The organism is Acidithiobacillus acidisediminis (genome assembly GCF_023277115.1).
In the GTDB taxonomy this organism is placed as follows: domain Bacteria; phylum Pseudomonadota; class Gammaproteobacteria; order Acidithiobacillales; family Acidithiobacillaceae; genus Igneacidithiobacillus; species Igneacidithiobacillus acidisediminis.
In genome coordinates, this window is record NZ_JALQCS010000001.1 from 1,748,606 (window position 1) to 1,766,234 (window position 17,629).

Annotated in this window: 18 protein-coding genes; 13 read left to right on the forward strand and 5 right to left on the reverse strand. The window is 58.2% G+C overall.

Annotation, left to right across the window (positions count from 1 at the left end; all coding sequences use genetic code 11):
• Positions 1 to 280: 280 nt before the first annotated feature.
• The 12 genes from M5D89_RS08820 (at position 281) to M5D89_RS08875 (ending at position 12,225) form a co-directional block, all read left to right on the forward strand.
• Positions 281 to 1,414, forward strand: coding sequence for an efflux RND transporter periplasmic adaptor subunit (locus M5D89_RS08820; protein WP_248885450.1), 1,134 nt, complete (start codon positions 281 to 283; stop codon positions 1,412 to 1,414).
• On the forward strand, positions 1,411 to 4,929 hold the full coding sequence (locus tag M5D89_RS08825; RefSeq protein ID WP_248885451.1) for an efflux RND transporter permease subunit: 3,519 nt from the start codon (positions 1,411 to 1,413) through the stop codon (positions 4,927 to 4,929). Before M5D89_RS08820 ends, M5D89_RS08825 begins: the two co-directional genes overlap by 4 nt.
• A 17-nt stretch (positions 4,930 to 4,946) precedes the next feature.
• Positions 4,947 to 5,990, forward strand: a complete 1,044-nt coding sequence (locus tag M5D89_RS08830) for a hypothetical protein (protein WP_248886484.1) — start codon at positions 4,947 to 4,949, stop codon at positions 5,988 to 5,990.
• A 59-nt stretch (positions 5,991 to 6,049) separates the two neighbouring features.
• Positions 6,050 to 6,580, forward strand: coding sequence for a hypothetical protein (locus M5D89_RS08835; protein ID WP_248885452.1), 531 nt, complete (start codon positions 6,050 to 6,052; stop codon positions 6,578 to 6,580).
• 13 nt (positions 6,581 to 6,593) lie between these two features.
• A complete protein-coding gene (locus tag M5D89_RS08840; RefSeq protein ID WP_248885453.1) occupies positions 6,594 to 7,067 on the forward strand; it encodes a hypothetical protein in 474 nt (157 codons plus the stop codon).
• A 65-nt stretch (positions 7,068 to 7,132) separates the two neighbouring features.
• The gene (locus M5D89_RS08845; RefSeq protein ID WP_248885454.1) at positions 7,133 to 7,741 is read left to right on the forward strand and encodes a tetratricopeptide repeat protein; all 609 of its coding nucleotides are present in this window, start codon (positions 7,133 to 7,135) and stop codon (positions 7,739 to 7,741) included.
• 11 nt (positions 7,742 to 7,752) lie between these two features.
• Positions 7,753 to 8,367 (forward strand): tetratricopeptide repeat protein, encoded by a 615-nt coding sequence (locus M5D89_RS08850; RefSeq protein WP_248885455.1) that lies wholly within the window; start codon positions 7,753 to 7,755, stop codon positions 8,365 to 8,367.
• A complete protein-coding gene (locus tag M5D89_RS08855; RefSeq protein ID WP_248885456.1) occupies positions 8,367 to 8,894 on the forward strand; it encodes a hypothetical protein in 528 nt (175 codons plus the stop codon). Before M5D89_RS08850 ends, M5D89_RS08855 begins: the two co-directional genes overlap by 1 nt.
• Complete coding sequence (locus M5D89_RS08860; RefSeq protein WP_248885457.1) at positions 8,891 to 10,246, forward strand: sigma-54 interaction domain-containing protein; 1,356 nt, start codon at positions 8,891 to 8,893, stop codon at positions 10,244 to 10,246. Before M5D89_RS08855 ends, M5D89_RS08860 begins: the two co-directional genes overlap by 4 nt.
• A 77-nt stretch (positions 10,247 to 10,323) precedes the next feature.
• Complete coding sequence (locus M5D89_RS08865) at positions 10,324 to 10,665, forward strand: hypothetical protein (RefSeq protein WP_248885458.1); 342 nt, start codon at positions 10,324 to 10,326, stop codon at positions 10,663 to 10,665.
• A gap of 8 nt (positions 10,666 to 10,673) precedes the next feature.
• On the forward strand, positions 10,674 to 11,483 hold the full coding sequence (locus M5D89_RS08870; RefSeq protein ID WP_248885459.1) for an MbnB/TglH/ChrH family RiPP precursor modification enzyme: 810 nt from the start codon (positions 10,674 to 10,676) through the stop codon (positions 11,481 to 11,483).
• Entirely contained in the window at positions 11,467 to 12,225 is a 759-nt protein-coding gene (locus M5D89_RS08875; RefSeq protein WP_248885460.1) for an HvfC/BufC family peptide modification chaperone, read from the forward strand. The genes M5D89_RS08870 and M5D89_RS08875 overlap by 17 nt, the downstream gene beginning before the upstream one ends.
• Here M5D89_RS08875 and M5D89_RS08880 read toward each other — a convergent pair.
• The 4 genes from M5D89_RS08880 to M5D89_RS08895 are packed head-to-tail and all read right to left on the reverse strand — an operon-like array spanning position 12,182 to position 15,098.
• On the reverse strand, positions 12,182 to 12,901 hold the full coding sequence (locus M5D89_RS08880; RefSeq protein ID WP_248885461.1) for a PspA/IM30 family protein: 720 nt from the start codon (positions 12,899 to 12,901) through the stop codon (positions 12,182 to 12,184). The genes M5D89_RS08875 and M5D89_RS08880 overlap by 44 nt on opposite strands.
• An 18-nt stretch (positions 12,902 to 12,919) precedes the next feature.
• A complete protein-coding gene (locus M5D89_RS08885; protein ID WP_248885462.1) occupies positions 12,920 to 13,738 on the reverse strand; it encodes a heavy metal-binding domain-containing protein in 819 nt (272 codons plus the stop codon).
• Positions 13,735 to 14,703: a heavy metal-binding domain-containing protein gene (locus tag M5D89_RS08890; protein ID WP_248885463.1), complete on the reverse strand. Its 969-nt coding sequence runs from the start codon at positions 14,701 to 14,703 to the stop codon at positions 13,735 to 13,737. The genes M5D89_RS08885 and M5D89_RS08890 overlap by 4 nt, the downstream gene beginning before the upstream one ends.
• A 14-nt stretch (positions 14,704 to 14,717) precedes the next feature.
• The gene (locus M5D89_RS08895) at positions 14,718 to 15,098 is read right to left on the reverse strand and encodes a hypothetical protein (protein WP_248885464.1); all 381 of its coding nucleotides are present in this window, start codon (positions 15,096 to 15,098) and stop codon (positions 14,718 to 14,720) included.
• Positions 15,099 to 15,235: 137 nt separating this feature from the next.
• On the opposite strand from M5D89_RS08895, the gene gad reads away from it, so the two are divergent.
• Positions 15,236 to 16,609, forward strand: coding sequence for a glutamate decarboxylase (gad, locus tag M5D89_RS08900; RefSeq protein ID WP_248885465.1), 1,374 nt, complete (start codon positions 15,236 to 15,238; stop codon positions 16,607 to 16,609).
• 32 nt (positions 16,610 to 16,641) lie between these two features.
• On the opposite strand, the gene M5D89_RS08905 is transcribed toward gad, so the two are convergent.
• Positions 16,642 to 17,625 carry a lysylphosphatidylglycerol synthase transmembrane domain-containing protein gene (locus M5D89_RS08905; RefSeq protein ID WP_248885466.1) on the reverse strand — a complete coding sequence of 328 codons (984 nt, stop codon included), beginning with the start codon at positions 17,623 to 17,625 and terminating at the stop codon, positions 16,642 to 16,644.
• Positions 17,626 to 17,629 lie beyond the last annotated feature (4 nt).

Consider the following 17,629-nt stretch of genomic DNA (forward strand, 5'->3'; position numbering starts at 1 on the left):
TCCCCCATTGTTTTCAATGGGTTATCGAGAGTTAGGCTGTTGCACGGATTGCAACGACTCCTGAGGGTCAACAAGCTTAGGCATTCGCCCTTATTTATCTGCAACGCAACAGTTGCCTTGCAACACATTAGCACATTGTTTTTTATCACGTTGTAATGAGCTTTCTGCAACAATATCCGTCACAAATTTAATAATTTCACTAAAATACAAACAGTTACAATTTGGCACGAACTATGCTTCCGTTTCGTCAGATTACGATTTCTCGAGGGTTTCGTTCGCTATGCAACTCCGTCCTCTGTACTACGCTTATCTGCTGCTCGGTCTTGCTCTTGCCACCTCTTCTGGCCTTGCCTATGCGGGCCCCAGCCTGCTCCGAGTAAGCACAGCTCCAGCCTTGGGGCCAGTACTCGGGGCGCGCGCCATCCCCGGTCAAGTGGTCGTGTTGCGGGCACAGAGTGCCGGTCGCGTCGAGTACGTTGCCGGCCCCGCAGGTACGCCCGTGCGCAGTGACGAGATTGTCGTTGGTTTGGGCACTAACGCCTTGCGCGCCCAGCGCGCGCAGGCCGAGGCAGCCTATCAGGCGGCGCAAGTGGCCTTGGGTAATGGGTACTCCCAGTATCAGGTGCAGCTCTATAACTACGGGGGCGGCAATTCCTGGAATCCCTTTTCTTGGTTCGGCCAAGCCTTTGCAGCCATGATGGGCAACCAGCGGAACCCGTGGGCTACCTATCTCGCCGGCCTGGATAATCGTCGCGCTACCGCGTTGCAGGCGCGCAGCAATCTGGAATCGGCGGCTTGGCGCATTCGCGAGATTGATGCGGAAATCCGGGATGCCTACGGGGTCTCGCCCTTTTATGGTGTCATTCTGCAGAAGGACGTGAACCCCGGGGACGTCGTACAACCGGGGCAATCGCTCTTGGTGTTGGGAGGGGCAGGTCCGGCGCAAATTCTCGTCGAGGTGCCCACCGGCATGAGTACCGATTTGCGCTGGGGTGACACACTGGAGGTACGCTCCCCGGAGAGTCGTGGCACCGTCAGGGCGCGTATTATTCAGATCGCGCCCGAGGCCAACGCCCAGACGCACACCATCGCGGTAAAGCTGGCCTTGCCCGGACATACCGGCATTCGCGCGGGGGATTACGTTACCGTTCGCCTTCCTGCCGTGTCGTCGGCATCCATGGGCGTTGCCATTCCCCGCTCCGCCCTTCTTCCAGGACGCAGCCTGCCTTCCGTCCTAGTGGACGTTGCCGGGGTCACGCAATTACGGGTGTTGCGCCTCGGGGAATCCCTCGCCAATGACCGCGTGCAGGTATTGGCTGGCCTGCGTCCAGGAGAAATCATCGTCAATGATCCGCCCGCTGGCATTGGCTCGGGTTATCATCTGGTAACGTCTAGTACGGGAGCGAGTTCATGACTGCGCCAGCGTGCAACGGTAACGGCCAGCATTCGCAAGAGGACAGCCCGGTTGCGGCGAAAAATCTGGGCTTGGCAGGCAGCATTGCAAAGATTTTCATTAACTCCCCACTGGCCCCGCTGTTGCTCATCGTCTTACTTGCAGCGGGGGTGCTGGGCCTGCTCTCCACCCCTCGCGCCTCGAATCCGCAGATTTCGGTACCCATGGTCGACATCTTTGTGCCGTACTCCGGGCACTCACCGGCAGCGGTGGCACGGATGGTTGCCGATCCCCTGCAGCAGTTGATGAGTGAGCTTCCTGGTGTTCGTCATGTGTATTCCGTGTCGAATCAGGGCGAAGCGATGGTAACGGTACGCTTTGATGTGGGCGAACACATGGCCCCGTCGCTGGTAGCGGTCTACAACAAGCTGGCAGCGAATATGAACCGGATCCCTCCCGGGGCCGGTAAACCATTGGTGCGTGCCAAGGGCATCAACAGCGTACCCTTCATGACCTTCACCCTGTGGTCGAACAACGTGGGTCCGGGAACCCTCAACGAGATCGCCCAAAGTGCGTTGAAGCGGCTGAAGGAAGTGCCCGATACGGGGGAGAGTTTCATTATTCACGGCCCTACCGATGCCCTGAACATTGATATCCACCCCAGCCGATTGGCAGCCTACGGCTTGACTCCTCAAGCCGTAGCCGAGACGGTGCAATCCGCCAACCAGGAGCTGCAGAGTGGCAGTGCCGAGGGGAACAATGCGCACCTCTCAGTCCTCAGCGGCGGCTTTTTGCGCAGCCCGCAGCAGGTGCAAAATCTCGTGGTGGGGGTCTTTCACGGTGCGCCAGTCTACCTTTCCCAAGTAGCAAGGGTGCGCTATGGCCCGGCAACCGCCCACAGCTTGGTCACCTACACCACAGGCAAGGGATATGGTGGCGTGCCGGTGACCAATGCCCCCGCCGTCACCATTGCCCTGGCAAAAACTGCGGGAAGCAACGCCGTGACGGTGGGCGCGGCCCTCATCGCCAAAATGAAGACCCTGGAAGGCTCGGTAATTCCTTCGGATGTCCATGTCAGCATCACGCGCAACAAAGGAAAAAGCGCCAATGACAAGGTCAATTCGCTGCTCTTCAAGCTATTGGTAGCGACGGCCGCTGTCACCCTGCTGATTTTCCTGACCCTGGGCTGGCGTGCTGCGGCGGTGGTGGTGATTACCATTCCATTGATCTTGCTCATCACGGTGTTTGCTGCATGGATCGTTGGTATCACGATCAATCGAGTCAGCCTCTTTGGCCTCATTTTCTCCATCGGCATCTTGGTGGACGATTCCATCGTCATCGTCGAAAACGTCTATCGGCGCTGGCTGTTGGAGAATGCCACTTCCACCGACACCCTCATCGACGCCGTGCGCGAGGTTGGTAATCCGACGACCCTGGCTACCTTTACGGTGATTGCAGCACTGCTGCCTATGGGCTTTGTGGGCGGCATGATGGGTCCCTACATGGCACCGATCCCCGTGCTCGGCTCCGTAGCAATGTTGTCTTCCCTGTTCATTGCCTTTGCCTTGGCGCCGTGGCTGATTCTGCGTTTCAAGCCCAGCCTGAAGGTCTTAGAACGAATGCATCATCGCGAAGCCAGACAGGCGGCCTGGCTACGCAAGTTCTTCGCGCAGACCCTCATCCCTCTGGTGCGGCGCAAGCTTTATGGGCGTCTTTTTCTTACCGGCATCATTCTCGCTTTCTTTGGCAGTCTCGCGCTATTTCTGGTGGAGTGGGTTCCCTTCACCATGCTGCCGCATGGCAATTCCAACGCCTTCAACGTGGTCGTGAACCTGCCCGCCGGCACCGCGCTACCGCAAACGGCAAACGCCACCTACGCCATCCAGGAACGCTTGCGGGGTATGCCGGACGTGTATGCCGTACAGAGCTACGTTGGCACACCAGAACCGTATGATTTCAATGGCATGGTGCGACACTACTATCTGCGCAACCAGCCTTGGCAGGCGATGATTCATGTGCAGTTGGTCAGCGGCAGTCGGCGCTCTGCTTCCAGTTCAACGCTGGCCAAGGAAGCGCGCAGCCGTATCGAACAGGTGGCTGCGAGTTGGGGGGCACGCATTCAGGTGGTACAGACACCGCCCGGGCCACCCGTGCTCGCGCCCGTGGTTGCCGAGGTCTATGGCCCGTCTACCGCTGTTCGCGATGCCGTCGCACACCATCTGACCACGGTATTTGAACACAGCAAGAATCTGACCGACGTCAACAATACCCTGATGGCGCCTCATGATTTGCTGGCCTTTCATGTCGACGCCACGCGCGCGGGCATGGCGGGAATCCGTAACGCAACGGTAAATCATACCCTGGCGATGGTGATGGGCGGCTACAGCTTGGGCGATTTCCACCCATTTGGCCAGGATTTGGCGGTGCCAATGCGCCTGCAGGCGCCTTTGTACCTGCGCAGCAATGTACAAAATTTGGCCAACCTGCCCGTCCCCTCGCCCTACTATGGCTCCGTACCGCTGTACAGCCTTGGGAATTTCTCCCGCGTTCCTGCGCAGGCACCGATCTATCAACAGGACCTGCGGCCCGTGCAGTATGTGATGGGTGATTCCCAAGGCCGCCTGGACGCGCCCTTGTATGGGATGTTGGAGGTGGAGTCGGCCCTCAGCCAGTACGTTGCGCCTACCGGCAAGGCATTGGGCATTGATTGGATCAGCCAACCGAGTGGCGACCAGGCAAGCATCAAGTGGGGGGGAGCCTGGACGGTGACCTACCGCACCTTTCGCGATATGGGTGCAGCCTTCATGGTTGCGTTGGTGCTGATTTACATGCTGGTGGTCTGGGAATTTGGCAACTTTGTCATTCCCGCCATCATCATGGTGCCCATCCCCCTCACCTTGATTGGTATCTTACCGGGACATTGGCTCTTTGGTGCCAGTTTCACTGCGACCTCGATGATTGGCTTCATTGCCTTGGCCGGTATCATCGTGCGCAATTCGATTCTGCTCGTCGACTACTCCCAGCAGAAGGTGGCCGAGGGTTACCCCGTGCTCGATGCTCTGATCGAGGCATGTGCCACGCGCACCCGCCCTATCGTTATCACCGCGCTGGCGTTGATGCTCGGTTCGGCAGAAATCATCACCTCACCCATCTTCCGCGGTATGGGGATCTCGCTCCTGTTTGGGGTGCTGGTGTCCACCGTTCTTACCCTTCTGGTGATTCCCATGGGTTGCGTCAGCGGTCGGCGCGCCTTTTGTCCCGCCAGTGTTGACCTTGGCGATGGCAGAAACCCAGTTCGCGCGCCCTTCCCCATGAGCCAGCGTAGGTGGATTTCAGTACAGGCCGGAGAGTATCCGTTAACGCGGACGGAGACCTTGGCGGCTGACGGGAAGCGCGCGTCTTCGCGCAATAAGCCTTCGACCAAATCCAAAGGCTTTGCACTGATTGCTCTGGTATTACATAGCTTCTGGAAAGATTTTTACCAGTTTATTGCGGCCTGGCGTCGCTTCCTTTCGCGTTATTTTTCTAAGCAATGATCTCGAGGAGACCACCAATGACAGCAAAGTCTTCACCGCAACCCGGTCGCGTTCTCGCTATAGCCATTACCCTCAGTTTTTTTGCTGCCGCGACGGCCTCTGCGGCTCCCTATGAGGGGATGTCATCTGTAGGTTCTGGGGTCTATCCAAGTTGGGATGGCAGCAGCGCTGCTGCTCCGGGACAGCCGGGACCTTCGGGAATGATCCCCTGGCAAGGCGCGCCACAGGCGAGCGCCAGGCCGACCCAATTTCCCTCCGCGCCGAACGCCGGACCCAAAGCGCCTTGGTCAAACTACCCGAACACCCGTCCCACTGCGGCTTGGCCGGCAGCGCCCACCTGGGCGAATTCGGCCCGCTCCGAGCCTGTAGCTTATGTTCCCCCACCCCCAGGTCCCTATCCAGTGTCACCACGCGAGATGAGCGAGGGGGCAACCGGGATGCCAGCACAGGCAGCACCGCGTTCTGGCTACGGCCCAGCGGCTGGCCCCGAGGGCTATCCGGAGACTGGGCCGCAGGGGCCGATGCCCTATGGTCCCGCAGCGGAAGGAGTTGGCCCGCAAAGACCCTATCCACCGATGCCTCCGGCGGGGATGATGCCACCTGGCTATGGTTCCGGCCCCGGGCCGATGGCATACGGACCCATGCGCCCAGGCCCAGCACCCATGCCCCCCCGCTGGGCGGGACCAGAACCGTATGGGCCACCTCCCGCAGCGTATGGCCCTCCCCCGGAGGGACCCTACCCACCCGTACCGGAGATGGCTGGTCCGCGTGGCTACCCACCACCCTATCCCGGGATGATGCCACCGGCCCCCGGCTATGGGCCGATGCCGGGCCGTTTTGGGCCTCCCCCGGAAGGACCTTACCCACCGCTGCCACAGATGAACGGTCCACGTGGCTACCCACCACCCTACCCAGGGATGATGCCCCCTCCTCCCGGCTACGGTCCGATGCCCGGTCGTTTTGGCCCTCCTCCCGCAGGGGCGTATCCGCCACCGCCGCCAATGGCTGCAGGGCCCTACGGGCCACCGCCTTGGGCACAAGGCCCGTGGGGGCCCAGATAGATACGCAGCGTTGCCCTGATGCGCGCTGTGTTGCACGAAAAGTAGAGAGGTGAATGAACATGAAGAAGACGAGATTGATGGTTGCATTGGCTGGAGCCTTGGCGTTGGCCATACCGGTAAGTGCCCTTGCTTGGGGCCCGTGGGGGGGCGGAATGCCGTGGTCGGGATGGGGTGGTGGTTCCCCCTGGTCGAGTTGGGCTCCCTGGGACGGGGGCGGCTACAGTAATCCCTGGGATAGCAGCTCTGGGCCCTGGAGCGGCTATGGCGGCCCTTTCAACGGCAATTCTGGACCTTGGAGTATGGGGGGTTTCAGCATGCAATTCCCTCACGGTGGGCCGATGAATTTTGCCGGTGGGCCATGGAATGGCTGGGGACAGCCTTGGTCCGGCTGGGACGGCGGTGGTTCCCCCTGGTCGGGTTGGGGGGGTAACGAGATGCCCTGGTCCGGAGGCGGAATGCCGTGGTCTGGAGGCGGAATGCCCTGGTCCGGCTGGGGTGGGGGCAGTCCTTGGTCCAGTTGGGGCAGCCCTTGGGGTGGCATGAGTCCCATGTCGCCTTGGGGACCCATGTCGCCCATGGGCATGTGGTAAGAGGAGCGCGGAAATGAATACAACAACATCGTATCGCTTTGCCGCTTTGGCTGCTGCGCTGCTCGTTGCCGGACTAGCGAGTAGTCCGGCCCTAGCCTGGGGCCCTTGGGGCGGCTGGGGACCCTGGGACAACGGGATGGGGCCATTCTCTGGGTTTGGAGGTCCCTTTACCGGCAACATGGGGCCATGGAGCATGGGCAATATGCAGATGCAGGGCCCCCATGGCGGACCCATGCGGTTCAGCACTGGCCCCGTCGGAGGCTACGGTGAGCCCTATCAGGGGTACTATGGAGGGGCGGGTTATGGCCATTCTGCCTACTCTTCCGGCTACCGACCCTATGCACCGACTTACCCGCCGGTGGGCGAGGCCTACTACGGATATCCTGAACAGAACGGATCGGTGACGATGCCACCCGCGCCCCAGGAAGGCGCAACGCCAGCGAGCAACTTCGTTCCCCCTCCACCCGGGCCTTTCAGCCCGTACTGAGCTGTCCGGTGCTGCCAGGAGCGATCCAGCAGTACCGCGTAGCCTTCCGCAAGGAGGATCCAATCATGGTGAAATTTCTCGGGCGACTCGTCTTCTTGGTGATTCTGGTGATCATCGTGCTGCTCGGCATCGTCGCGATCCAGCATCCAGATACCTGGCAACACGACTGGCAGACGATGCGCAGCTTCTTTGTGCGACAGTGGAACGAGGTACAAGGGAAGGCGTCGCCACCGAGCACTGCCAAACCCGCACCTCCCCCAGAGGCGGTAGCACCCCAAGCATCGATTGCCGTTCCAGCACCAGTTCCGACATCCCCCACAGCACTTGCGCCAATTGCAGCGCCGCCGCATGCGCAGGAGGGCACCCTCAGCAATCGGCAACTGACCCTGCTGATGGCCGCGCGGCGGGCATATTGGCAAGGAGATTTCCCCGTTGCCATTACCGATTATCAGGCCCTGATTACGGCTCGGCCAGATCAAGCAGCCCTCTACGGGGAACTGGGTAATGTCTTATGGCGCTCCGGACAGAGCATCGCCGCCGCTACCGCGTATGCCCACGCGGGCAGCCTGTTGCTGATGCAGGGCAAATATCGTCAAGCAGCGGCTCTGATTCCTATTCTGAGCCACCTCGATCCGGGTGCTGCACAACACTTGCAGCAGGAGCTCGCACAATGACCGCTCGGAGAATGACGCATAGGAACTTAATTCATATCGTCGGTCCGGTTGCGGCGATCACCCTACTCGCTTGGGCGGTCGATGGTACTGCCGTGGCTGCGGAAATCGCGAAAGAGGCACCCGCTGCGGCGCCGACAAAGGTCTCTCCTTCTGCCCAAGCAACCGCCAAAACAGCCTCCCCTGCGCGCGTTGCTGGTCCAGCGAAGGAGAAAGCCTCCACCAAGGTGGCGCCAACGGCAACGCATCCGGTTAGCTCGGCCGTGCGCACAAAAAAATCCGTATCTGCCAAGACGCCAGCAAAACCGCCGGCAGAATCCCTGGTCGCCATGGCCGATCAGGCACGCGCCGCCTATTGGCATGGCGACATCGCCAGGGCCATTGCGGATTATCAGGCACTGATCAAACGGCACCCCCAGCCTCGCTGGTATGGTGAATTGGGCAATATCTATTACCAAACCGGACGACCCCGTCAGGCCGCAGAGAGTTACTACCATGCCGCACGCGCGCTGATCGCCAAGGGTCGCCCGTTGGAGGCTGGTGCCCTTCTGCCAACGCTGCAACGTCTTGACCCCGTGCTGGCGAATAAACTCCTCGCCAGTCAACCCTCACACAAGGAGCCTCATTGATGACACAGGAGCTGCGGCAAGATACTGCAGATCATCACAATCTCGCCGGCCTTTCCGATCGGCAACTCCGCCTGATCGTTTTTGCGGCCCTCGCTGCTTTTCTGGTTCTCGCGGCCTATGAATTCTACTTAGCGGTCGAGATGAGCAGCGATCTACGTGCCATGACCAAGCAGGTGCAGGCCTTGAGCCCCAATGTACAGCGGAATATGGACAGTATGGCGGCAAACATGCAGCAAATGACGGCTTCGACCAACTATATGGCACAGGCTACCGGGCAAATGCAGGCGGATTTCTGGAGCCTGAACAAGAATGTTTCTCCGCCCTTCTCCTTTTTCGCAGGCATGGTGCCGTGGGCAAATCAGCACAGCCCCTATTCCGGACCTGATCGTCCTTTGCCATTACCAGCACCATCGGGCTATTCTCAACCATATGTGCCGCCACAAGGCTACACTCCTCCCCAGGCGTATGGTGGTCCCTATGACCCTTACGCAATGGACCGTCCGGCACCCATGCAGGAGGACAGATGACCAACCTAGACAGCAAGGCGCTGGAAGTAATCTGCGCCGTCATGCCGCAGATCATGGAGACCATGACGTTTGGCATGATGGTTGCCGATTCACAAGGCAAGCTTTTGTACCATAATCCCGTCGCCGATCGTTTCTTGGGTATCCGCGCCGCAGAGCAGTTGCGTGACATACCAAACCTACAGCTGCAGAAAGAACTGGTGCGTGCCGCCATCTCTGCCGGTCATGACGATGCCGTCAGTCGGCCAGCCGAATCGTGCATTTCTTGGGATCGCGTCGTCACGGTCAACAACGAAACCCGCATTCTGGCCCTGCGTACGCGCATGATCCGGCAGCGTGACCAAAAGTATCGCGTCTTTTTCATCGAGGACGTGACCACCTTGCGTCAAGCAGAGCGTAGTCTCTCAGGGGAGGCACGTGCGGGTATTCACACCCGGGATCCGCAGATGCTGCGGGCCATCGAATTGATCGAGCAGGTAGCCAAGAGTGATGCGAGCGTCCTGATCCAGGGCGAGTCGGGCACGGGTAAAGGGATGCTGGCTCGCCTTCTACATGACAGTAGCCCCCGCTCGCATAAGCCGTTAGTGGAGGTAAATTGTGCTGCGATTCCCGAAAATTTATGGGAGGCCGAGTTTTTTGGCGCCGTAAAGGGCGCGTATACCGGCGCCTTCGGTGATCGTATTGGCCGCTTCGCCGCAGCAGATGGGGGCACGCTCTTCCTCGATGAAATCAGCGAATTATCGAAACTACATCAGGCGAAACTGCTCAAGGTCCTGGAAGAGCAGGCCTTTGAACCCATTGGTTCGATGAAGACCCGCAAGGTAGATGTGCGGGTCGTGGCCGCGACCAATCAGGGGCTGAAAGAGGCAGTAGAGCGCGGAGATTTTCGAGCGGACCTGTTCTATCGGCTCAACGTCATTCCAGTCACCGTGCCCCCCTTGCGGGAACGTCGTTCGGACATTGTGCATCTTGCGGATTACTTCCTCGCCAAATTCGGTGGTCGGGCGGCGCGCAAACTGGGTTCCCCGGTAAAGCATTTACTGCTCGATTATGCCTGGCCCGGCAACGTGCGCGAGCTGCGCAACATCATGGAATATGCCAGCATTTGCGCCAGCGAAAACGAAATTGAATTGACCGACCTACCACAAGATTTTGTCGAACGGGTGCAGAATAGAGGCGAGTCTCCGCCCAGAAACGGGGCTGAATCTGGTGAGCAGGAGCGGGATCTACTCGTCAACCTGTTGCAGAAACATGGCAATAATCGCAGTGCTGTCGCGCGTGAGCTGGGGATTGACCGGGTAACCTTGTGGCGGCGCATGACGCGCTTGGGCCTGAGTAACGTGAGCGAGGTGTGAGCCAAGCGCGCAGTCTTCTTGGTTTATGCTGATCATTGTATTACGCTGTAACTGTAGACGATATGGAGGACTACCCTATGCATACCTCGACCAAACTGGGACTCGCGTCGCTCTTCGCGCTGAGTCTCGGCAGCTTACCTTTGGCTGCTGATGCCAGCACCACCGCCGCGCCCATGAACGGGCAGCAGCAGATGTCGACAAACGGCATGCACAAGAGTGAGGGCAATTGTTCACGAACGATGGGGGAAGGCAACTGTTCCCGACGTATGGGAGAAGGAAATTGTTCTCGTCGCATGGGAGAAGGTAATTGTTCCCGCAGCAAAGGGAAGATGGCAGAATCTCATTGTACCAGCAAGGCGCAAATCCGCGCCCACGATGGTAAATGTGGCAAGAATTACATGAATCATAAAGGCATGTAACCACCAAAGTGGGCTCCTGGGGGCTTGGCCTGCGGCGCGAATTTCTAGCGGAATTCGCGGCGCGATCGACGGACATTCAACTGGATTTTGTGGAAATTGCGCCGGAAAACTGGTTCGGTTTCGCCGGTCCGGCAGCGCAAGAACTAGAGCGAGTTCTTGCCAATAAGACGCTGTTCTGTCACGGGTTATCACTATCGATTGCCGGTCCACAACCCCTCAACTGGGACTTCCTGGGACAATTACGGCGATTTTTGTGTGATCATAATGCGGTGGCCTACAGCGAACATCTGTCGCATTGTCAGGATTCCCAGGGCTACCTGCATGATCTCCTACCCATTCCTTTTCATGAAGAAAGTCTGCGCTGGACCGTGGCACGGATTCAGCAAGTGCAGGATTTCCTCGGCCAGCCGTTGATACTGGAAAATACGGCCTATTACGGCAGCTTTCCCGAGTCCTCCATGAGCGAACTCGAGTTTCTGTTAGCCGTTCTGGACGAAAGCGGTTGCGAATTACTACTGGACCTGAATAATCTCTTCGTCAATGGTCACAACCACGATTATTCCAGCGAAGCGTTTCTTGCCGCCCTCCCCGCCGAACGAATTCGCTACTTTCATGTTGCGGGCCATTTTCAACACCCGGCAGGCTGGCTGATCGATACCCACGACAGTGGCGTCGCGCCTGCCGTCCGTGCGCTGCTGCGGCAGGCCTGGCATCGATTTGGACCACGCCCCACCCTGCTGGAATGGGATAACGACATACCGCCCCTCGCTACGTTGCTCAAAGAATTGGAAGCCCTGCGCCGTGGATGCGACGACTGAGTACTTGCACCGCTTGGATGATCTCGCTGGCCGCCTGCGACAGCCGGCCGCGGCACCGCCCACTGGGATGGCACCAGAGATATTTGCCTTATATCAGGGGATGTTTCGCGCCAATTTCTTTGCCAGTTTGGCAGATGCCTTTCCCGAAAGCCGACGTCATGTCGCGCCAGCACTCTGGGAGCAATGGGTCGATGACTTTCTTGCTGGGGGCACTTGCCCAAGTCCCAGCTTTCACGCCGTGCCGGATGCGTTTTTCGCCTTCCTTACGGGTAACCCGGCGCAATTCGAGAAAGTGCCTGCCTATCTTCCCGCCCTGCTGCATTGGGAATGGCTGACCCTCACCCTCGCCATCAGCACAACTCCCGAGCCCGTGGCTGCCTGCGGAGATCTCTGGGAGCAGTCGTTTCAGCTCGCGGACAGTGCGCGCGTGCAACACTATCCGTTTGCCGTCCATCTCCCCTTGGCGCCAGGACAGGAAGCAACGCAACGCGATTGTTATCTCTTGGTCTATCAGAATTGCCAGGGAGCGGTCATAAGTCGCGAATTGCCCCTTGCGCAGGCACGCCTCGCCACGGCCTTGGCAGAAGAGCCAAGGATCGCCCGGGAAGCGCATACCCTCGCCTTCCCGCAGGGCGAATATTCGAGCGAGTGGACGCTGGCCATCCTAGGAGAATGGTGGGAAGACGGTATTCTCCAGGCTACGAGCCAGAGCTCTTCTCGGGTTTCGCCATCTCGGCCTTGAGGCGAGCAAGATCATCATCGACGCCACTTTGCTCGCGCAATTGCGCCATTTCCTTATCGGTATGACTGCGGTGATCGAGGGGGTCATCTATGGCGCCCGAATCCATGAGCGACTCCATAGCCTCGGCCTTGCTCTGCGATTGCGACACGCGATCCTGCACCCGTTGCATCGCTTCGCCAGCGTCATTCATACCCTTGCCCAAACCAGAGAGGGAATTCTCTGCCTGAATTTCGGCTTGCGAAGCGGCTAGTTCGCCTTTCATGACCTCTTTCTGGGTGCGGAAGGATTCAATCTTGTCCTGCAGTTTGCTCTCAAAATCGCTGAGCTTGGCCACCTGAGCCGCGATCTTGTCATGAGCATCCTGCAATGACTGCAGTTTACTCAGGGCGGCCTGTTTCTGTGCCAATTCCGCCTTAGCGAGGTCCTCACGGTTAGCCTGCAGTGCCGTACGGGCATCCGCCTCGGCCTGATCGGCGACCTTCTGCGTATCGGCAATCTGATGCTCCAAACTCAATTTTTCGGTAGCAACGTCCGCCAAATGACGTTTGGTGTCTTGCAGGTTGCTCATCATCTTTTCGTAAGATAGGTCGAGGGTTTCCGCGGGATCCTCGGCGTTATCGAGAAAATGATTGATGCGCGCCTGCATGATTTCCGAGGCATGTTTGAATAGGGACATGATCACACTCCTGGTCTATTAATCATTGACTGGCAAAACAAGTTGCGGCCGCAAGGCATCGACGCGTGCGTCGGCATCATCCATGGCCTTCACCGCTGTCCCCACAGCAAAAAACTCAATCACATGCGGCTGCCAGTTGTGACTGCCCTCATGCAATTGAACGCCCGTGATTCCGTCTGCCTGCGCATCGGCCGCCTCCCGTTGCATACGTTCCATGGCCAACTCGCGGGCGTCATACATGGCCTGGGTAAATTGTTCCAACTCAGTATTACGGCCGATATTGCCCATACTGCGCAGCAAACCCTGATGCGCTACGTGATAGACGCAGGAACCCATTACCATCTCCATCGGTCGATAGCCAGCCTCCAGCAGCATCCAGAAATCCTGGCCAGAGAGATCGCTGGTAAAAGGCTTTCCGCCTACCCCCTTGAAACCCGCAGCGCCGGAGCGATGCGCAATCGCCGTGCCGATCGCCATGAACTCCAGAATATCCTGATCCCACTCCATGCGCTTTACCTCGAGGCGGACGCCCACCACACCATCGGCCTGCAGGATGATAGCCTCCTGCTCCATGCGACTCATGGCCAGCTCCCGTGCCTGATACATGGCTTGAGAAAGTACGTCCATCTCCATGTTTTGATTCCAGCTTCCGTACTGGATACCCATATGATAGATGCACGAGCCAACCACCATGCCGAGGGGTTCGAATTCGGCTTTGCGTACCATGACAAATTCATTGACCGATAAGTCGGAGGTAAAAATACCTTCATGGCTACCTTGGGACCGCAACCCTTTCAGGCGTTCAACGGCGTGGGGGGAGAGGGTTTCTTCAGTCATAGCAGATCCTTGCGATGTGGGCGATAGGAACGTAATGGGCGACCCAGAGAAACTGTAGGCAGCAGTTCGTGTTGCGGGGCAACGGCCGGTTCGTAACTGACGGCGGTGCCAATCGCGATATGCCGGCAGAGAAAGCTCTCTCCCTGATCGGCTTTGACGCTAAACAGTTGGGAATATTGGGTATGAGCAAGGACGCCAGCACCTAATTTGCGCCCGTCCTGCTGCAGGTTGTAGAGCGCGCGGCGACGCACATTTTCCTGAAAACTCGAGAGGTCCGGAATTTCCATGTTCCAATAGCGGGCAGAAAAGGGTGCTGCCTGGTTGGCCTGGTCCAGCATGGTTCCGCCCCAGAGTTGATACCAGTCATACTCGGTACCAATCGCAATCCCCACTGGTACTACCCCCTCTTCCAGCAGGCGCACGAACTCCAGGGAGGAGACGGTGGCGACGGCCGGCTCGCGAGAGGGAGGCAGATCCTGAATCCGCACAGCCGTGCCCATCAGAGAGTAGTCCATATCATCGCTTTCGCCGTGTCGAACCCGCATGTCGACGTTGACCACCGCATTTGCGCCCAGGGCCACCGCCTCCAGGCGCAGGCGATCAATGGCCTGGTGCCAACCTTCATAGTGGCCTTGGGTCCAGGAGAAACCGAAGTGGTACCAGCAATTCCCCCCGACCATTCCCAGCGGATGAATCCCATGGCTGCGTTCCATCAGCAAAGCGGCAACGGGGCCACTCTGAATCCAGGGCCGCTGTCCGCTCGCCGTGTTGCGCAAGCGCTCCTGCACAAAACTCGGCAGGCGGCGCTGTTGTAACGCCATCTGCCATTCACTGGCGCGCTGCTGCGCCTCGGCGCTGGGGGTGACCGCCACCGAGCCGACTTGGCTGGCAACATTGACCACGGTCTTTTCCAGCTCTTCGCCAACCTCGTGCAAGCCTTTTTGAATCTTGTTCCACAGTGACATCAGTGAACCCCTCTCTACTGCAGCAAAAATTCATGCAAGGTCTGGCTAGCAGCCTGCATCTCTGTGGAGATTCCTGCGGTATCGCGCAGTAGCGACTGCAACCACTCCGCCAGGGGAAGAACCTCCCGTTTCAGCACCACACCGCGCACTACCCGCGCGCGCAGCGTCTCCACATGGGTACCGTCAAAATTCAGGTGGTAATCAAATTCTCCGGCATGGACCAGCAAATGCACTAAATGTTGGTGATGGGAAAATAGCCCATCTTTTTTTCTTTCGGCCTCGACAAAGCCGGGCATTCCCTGTTCCAAGCGCTCCGCAAGAGCCTCCAAAAACGCTTTCATGTCGGTCTGGGAGCGTCGAATCCAAGCCGCACTTTCGTCAAAGCTGATGTCCACACGTTCTCCTCGCGTTGATGCGTTGTAATTACAGACCACACGAATGCATTGTAGTTCGCTTTAGGTGGGATTTCCGGCATCCAACCGACAGAAATTTCTACTAGTCTTATAGAAGAAGCCCTAGACAGGAGTAGCCGATGCCGAAAATGAGCAAGCCCGATTCTTTCCTCACTCCCACCTATGGCGCCCGCCGCATGCGCGATCCCATCCCCAAGGATCATCTGCCGGAGGGCGACCTTGACCCACAGGTGGCGTATCAGCTGATTCACGACGAGCTCATGATGGATGGCAATGCACGCCTCAATTTGGCGACCTTCGTTACCACCTGGATGGACTCCGAAGCACGTGCCTTGATGGCCGAGACCTTCGATAAGAACATGATCGATAAGGATGAATATCCGCAGACGGCAGAAATCGAACGTCGCTGTGTGCAGATCATTGCCCATCTGTTTCACGCCCAGGATCAGGAAAAACCCATTGGTGTATCAGCGATCGGCTCGAGTGAGGCGGTCATGCTGGCCGGTATGGCCATGAAATGGCGCTGGCGTGCCTGGCGGAAAAGCCAAGGAAAGGCCAGTGACCGCCCCAATTTGATCCTCGGTAGTAATGTCCAGGTAGTCTGGGAGAAATTTTGTCGCTACTGGGATGTGGAGCCACGCTACATCCGGATTCAGGAAGATCGCTATGTGATCAGCCCCGAGGAAGTTACCGCACGCATGGACGAAAATAGTATTGGCGCCGTGGCGATCCTGGGCACGACCTTTACCGGAGAGTTTGAGCCCGTGCGCGCCATTCACGATGCCATGGTCGCAGAAAATGAAAAACGGGGCTTACAGGTACCTCTGCATGTAGATGCGGCGAGCGGCGGTTTTGTTGCTCCCTTTCTTCACCCCGATCTGGAGTGGGACTTCCGTCTGCCGAATGTCGTTTCCATCAATGTCTCGGGACACAAATACGGATTGGTCTATCCTGGTATTGGTTGGGCTGTTTGGCGTGGCCAGGCGTATTTGCCCGAGGACCTGATTTTTCACGTCAATTACTTGGGCGGTGATATGCCCACCTTTACCTTGAATTTCTCACGTCCAGGTAATCAGGTCGTCGGCCAATATTATAATTTTTTGCGTCTTGGACGAGCCGGATACACGCGGATCATGCAAAATCTGCAGCAAATTGCGTTATGGCTAAGCGATAATATCGCAAAAATGGGGCCGTTTACCTTATTGAGTGACGGCAAGAGCATTCCCGTATTCGCCTTCCGTTTGCGTGACGCCACGCACTTCTCCGTGTATGACATCTCGGAGCGCTTGAAGATGCGCGGCTGGCAGGTGCCCGCCTATACCCTGCCACAGGCGGCGGAAAATCTTGCGGTATTGCGTATCGTGCTGCGCGAGGGTTTTTCTCGTGACATGGGAGAAATTCTGCTGCGTGACTTACGCAATGTGCTTGAGGAGTTGAAAAATGATCCACCTCGTCATCCCAAGGAGCCTGCCGGCGTTCCATTCCATCACTGAGCCAGGGCGATCCCGGCGGCTCGCGCTGTCTATCAGCGTTGCGCGAGGGGATGCCGATGGATGCCCAGCCACAGCAGTGCGCCAGGCAGGCTGGTCAGCAATACCGTCGCCCCGAGAAGCAGCGAGAGGGCCAAGGCTTGGTCATGACTCATCTGCAAGGCTCCCATGTAGAGGACCAGGAGCCCTTCGCGCAGCCCCCAACCGGCCAGGGAAATGGGCAATGCCAGGAAAAGGCTGACTACCGGCCACACCACCCACAATGCAACGGCATGAGGGGGTTCTCCCAGGGCATGTGCCAAGGCCCAGAACATCAAGATGGAGCACAATTGCACAAAAATCGACACCAGGATCGTTATCAAAAGCGCCGGCGGGTTGCGTAGCAACATGCCCATTCCCGCGCGGATGTCATGCAACTTATGCCCCACCTTACCGAGACGATGCTCGAGAAACTCCAGGCCAGGACTGAGGATCAGGAGAATGATCACTGTATACCCCACACTCATCACCGCGATCGTTTCCCCCATCCCTGGTAGGAGACTCAGTCCCCGTCCGCCAATCAGGTAAGCGACCAAGGCAATGCCAACCAACGCGCCCATGCCAATGAAGCGATCGGCAAACACAGCCGCCAGGGCCAGGGTCGCGGATCCAGTCTGGGGGCGCGTGTACCAAGCTCTTACGACATCTCCAGACACCGAACCAGGCAATACCTGGTTGAAATAAGCGCCCACCCAATTCAGGCGCAATAGCCAGGCCGCCGGCGCATGCTTCTGTGCGGCACGCAGAATCACCCCCCAACGCAAAGAAGAAACAGAAAGATTCATGGCGTACGCGAAGATCGCCAGCAGGAACCAAGGTATCTGCATCTGCAGAAATCGCTGCGCCAGAGACGCCCAATCGGTTTTATGAAAAAGCCACGCAAATATAGAGAGGGTGACAACGATTTGCAGCAACAGGCTCCACGGGATCTTTTTGCGACGCTTTTCGGCGCTTAGGGCAGAGCTGGGTTCGACAGGCATGGAT